Below are 3,140 nucleotides of genomic sequence, written 5' to 3'. Positions count from 1 at the left end.
CCTCATCCAACGCATAGGAGCCGGCCACGGCGCCGACCTCGAGAGCGAGGGGAACCTCGGATCGGTGGGCGATCAGCCCTGATTCGTCCTTGATGTCGAGGACCATCGCGTTGATCTCGGTTCGGCTCGCGAGGTCGAGGAACGGTTCCCACAGGTCCTTTCCCGGCAGCCACATGATCGCGTGGGTGGCACGCACGATGCGAGGCTCGAGAGTGATCTCGAGGAGTGTCTCCGCTCCATCCCATTCGACTTCGACCGGCATCCATGCGGGTCGTTCGACGCTCACCGTTCCCGCCACGGCGGGCAGCAGCTCGAAGGTCCCGTCGGCCCCGGTCGTCGTGCCGAGATCGCCCAGACGAACGGTGGCGTCGGAGAGCGCGTCGCCCGACGCCGTGACGATACGGCCCTGGAACACGACAGGAGCGAGTCGCACCCGGACAGGCGTCTGCGGAGGCTCGGCGACGCTCAGCGACGTCGGGTGGTACCCGTCGGCCGAAACGGTGACCGTCAGCGGAAAGTCCTCCGGCAGAACTCCGAACTCCTCACCGTTCCCGACGGGCTCCCCGGCGATGGTGATGTCCGCCAGAGAGACGGCGTTCCCCGCGGTGTCGAAAACCAGGACCGAGACCGGCACCGGCTTCGGCTTCGGTTTGGGGAGCACTCTCCTGCCAACCGTGACGACGGACGTGCATCCTGCCGCCATCACGGCAAGGGTGAGGACAACCGCCCAGAAGCGAGAAAGTGAACCCGGCACGCAAAAAGCGTACACCTGCCCGAACTTCAAGCTGCACTTCTCGTTGAGCGTGTCGGCGCCGCGTGCTACCTTGGCTTTGTTCTGGAGATGTCAGGGGGACCAGAAGCTGTGGCGAAGACGCGACGAACGTCTGTGCCGATCTATGACACGGTCGGCATGTACCTGGAAGAAGTCTCGTCCCACGATCTGCTTACTGCAGAAGACGAGGTGCGGCTCTCACGTGTGATGGAAGCCGGCCGCAAGGCGCAACACCGCCTCGACGGCGACGAGCCACTGACCCCGGAGGAACGCGCCCATCTGTATCGCCTCGTCCACGAAGGGGCCGAAGCCAAGATGACGTTCATCCGCTGCAACCTCCGTCTGGTCATCTCCATCGCCAAACGGTACGCGGGAAGAGGGCTGGACCTCCTCGACCTGATCCAGGAAGGCAATCTGGGCCTCATCAGGGCGGTCGAGAAGTTCGACTGGAGAAAAGGGTTCAAGTTCTCCACGTATGCCACGTGGTGGATTCGCCAGGCGATCACCCGGGGACTCGGCAATCAGGCGCGAACGATCCGGCTCCCCGTCCACATGGTCGACGTCGTGCGGACCGTCCAGGAGACCGAACAGACCCTCACCGAGATCCTGCACCGGCATCCGACCCCCGACGAGATCGCTCAGGCGAGCGGCCTCGAACCGGACCGTGTCGCCGCCGCCGCGGCCGCCCCCGGCGACACCGTGTCGCTGGATCGGCCGGTTGGTGACGACGGCGACGCCGAACTGCGCGACTTCGTCGAGGACGACACCTCTCCGGACCCGTTCGGCTACGTCGTGGATGTCATGCGAAGGCTCTACCTGCGTGACGCCCTGCGCATCCTCGGCGAGCACGAACGCCAGGTGCTGATCCTGCGTTACGGACTCGACGACGGCATCCCTCGCACCTTGTCCGATGTCGGCAAACTCTTGAACCTCACCCGGGAACGGATCCGTCAGATCGAGGCGAGAGCGCTGTCGAAGCTGCGCCACCCCTCCTGCAACCTCGACCTGGCGACGCTGCTCTGATGCGCGGCGCCCCAGATCGATCCTCCGATACAATGCGCTGATGCTCGGATTGATCTTCCCGTTCAACCTGCTCTGGGCGCTCTTCATCGCCTCGATCGCCGGTGCGATCGGCGCGCGGCTGGCCGGCCGTCGCGGGATGGGGTGTCTGACCTCGATCGTTCTCGGATTCATCGGGGCCCTGCTGGGCGGCTGGCTGGCATCGAAACTCGCACTGCCGCTCGGACCGACCGCAGGTGGCCTCCCGGTGATCTGGGCGATCATCGGTGCGGCGCTGTTCGTCGCCGTCCTCAACCTGCTGTCGGGAAAGAAGTGACATGGGATCACTCGACAAGCTGAGCATCGCCAGGAGCCGGCCGGCCTCGCCACACCGGAATGGCCCTCGGACCTGCCGCAGGTGGCCTCCCGGTGATCTGGGCGATCATCGCAGCGGCACCGTTCGTCGCCGTCCTCAACCTGCTGTCGGGAAAGAACTGACATGGGATCACTCGACAAGCTGAGCATCGCCAGGAGCTGGCTGCCTCGCTACACCGGAATGGCCCTCGACGAATTCGGCGAGTACATCCTGCTGACGAACTTCCGTACCTACATCGAGCGATTCGCCGATCGTTTCGGGTGCACTATCAGGGGAACGGACCACGCGATGCAGGCCGCAACCAACCACGACGGCCTCACCATCATCAACTTCGGCATCGGCACGGCGAACGCCGCCACGATCATGGATCTGCTCATCGCGATCGATCCGAAAGGCGTTCTGTTCCTTGGCAAGTGTGGTGGGCTGAAACACTCGACGGAGATCGGCCACTTCATCCTCCCGATCGCAGCGATCAGGGGCGAAGGCACCTCCAACGACTACTTCCCGCCCGAGGTGCCGGCACTGCCTTCGTTCAAGCTGCACAAGTTCGTCTCCGACAAGATCGCCGAGCATGGCTACGAGTACCGCACCGGCGTCGTGTACACCACGAACCGCCGGGTCTGGGAGCACGATGACAAGTTCCTCACCCGTCTCCACGAGTTGACCGCACTCGCCATCGACATGGAGACCGCGACCCTGTTCATCGTCGGCCACGCCAATCAGATCGCTCGCGGCGCCCTGCTGCTCGTGTCCGATGTTCCGACCACTCCCGACGGCGTCAAGACCGAAGAGAGTGACGAGGAGGTCACTCGCAACTGGACGGACATCCACTTGAACCTGGGGATCGAAGCCATGACCGAGATCGCCGTGAAGGGCGAGTCGATCAAGCACTTCACGTTCTAGTGCCTCGACCGGCAACCTTTGCGGTGTTCTGCCGGCCAGGAACGCCGCTCGCTGCGTTCTCCGCCTCAACGCACCTGCAGGTGCGCCTTC

The 3,140-nt window shown here is 64.3% G+C and carries 4 protein-coding genes; 3 read left to right on the top strand and 1 reads right to left on the bottom strand.

The annotated features are described in order from the left end of the window. On the bottom strand, positions 1 to 754 hold a 754-nt coding region (locus GWP04_12495), incomplete at its 3' end, for a hypothetical protein (GenBank protein ID NIA26357.1). A gap of 87 nt (positions 755 to 841) precedes the next feature. Here GWP04_12495 and GWP04_12490 point away from each other — a divergent pair. The 3 genes from GWP04_12490 (at position 842) to GWP04_12480 (ending at position 3,050) form a co-directional block, all read left to right on the top strand. Next, complete coding sequence (locus tag GWP04_12490) at positions 842 to 1,795, top strand: sigma-70 family RNA polymerase sigma factor (protein NIA26356.1); 954 nt, start codon at positions 842 to 844, stop codon at positions 1,793 to 1,795. Positions 1,796 to 1,835: 40 nt separating this feature from the next. Beyond that, complete coding sequence (locus GWP04_12485; GenBank protein ID NIA26355.1) at positions 1,836 to 2,108, top strand: GlsB/YeaQ/YmgE family stress response membrane protein; 273 nt, start codon at positions 1,836 to 1,838, stop codon at positions 2,106 to 2,108. Between the two features lie 162 nt (positions 2,109 to 2,270). Beyond that, positions 2,271 to 3,050, top strand: coding sequence for an AMP nucleosidase (locus GWP04_12480; protein NIA26354.1), 780 nt, complete (start codon positions 2,271 to 2,273; stop codon positions 3,048 to 3,050). The last annotated feature ends 90 nt before the right edge of the window (positions 3,051 to 3,140 follow it).

It is taken from the genome of Gammaproteobacteria bacterium, from assembly GCA_011682695.1.
In the GTDB taxonomy this organism is placed as follows: Bacteria; Actinomycetota; Acidimicrobiia; order Spongiisociales; family UBA4744; genus BMS3Bbin01.
This window is presented reverse-complemented; position numbering and strand designations above follow the sequence as displayed.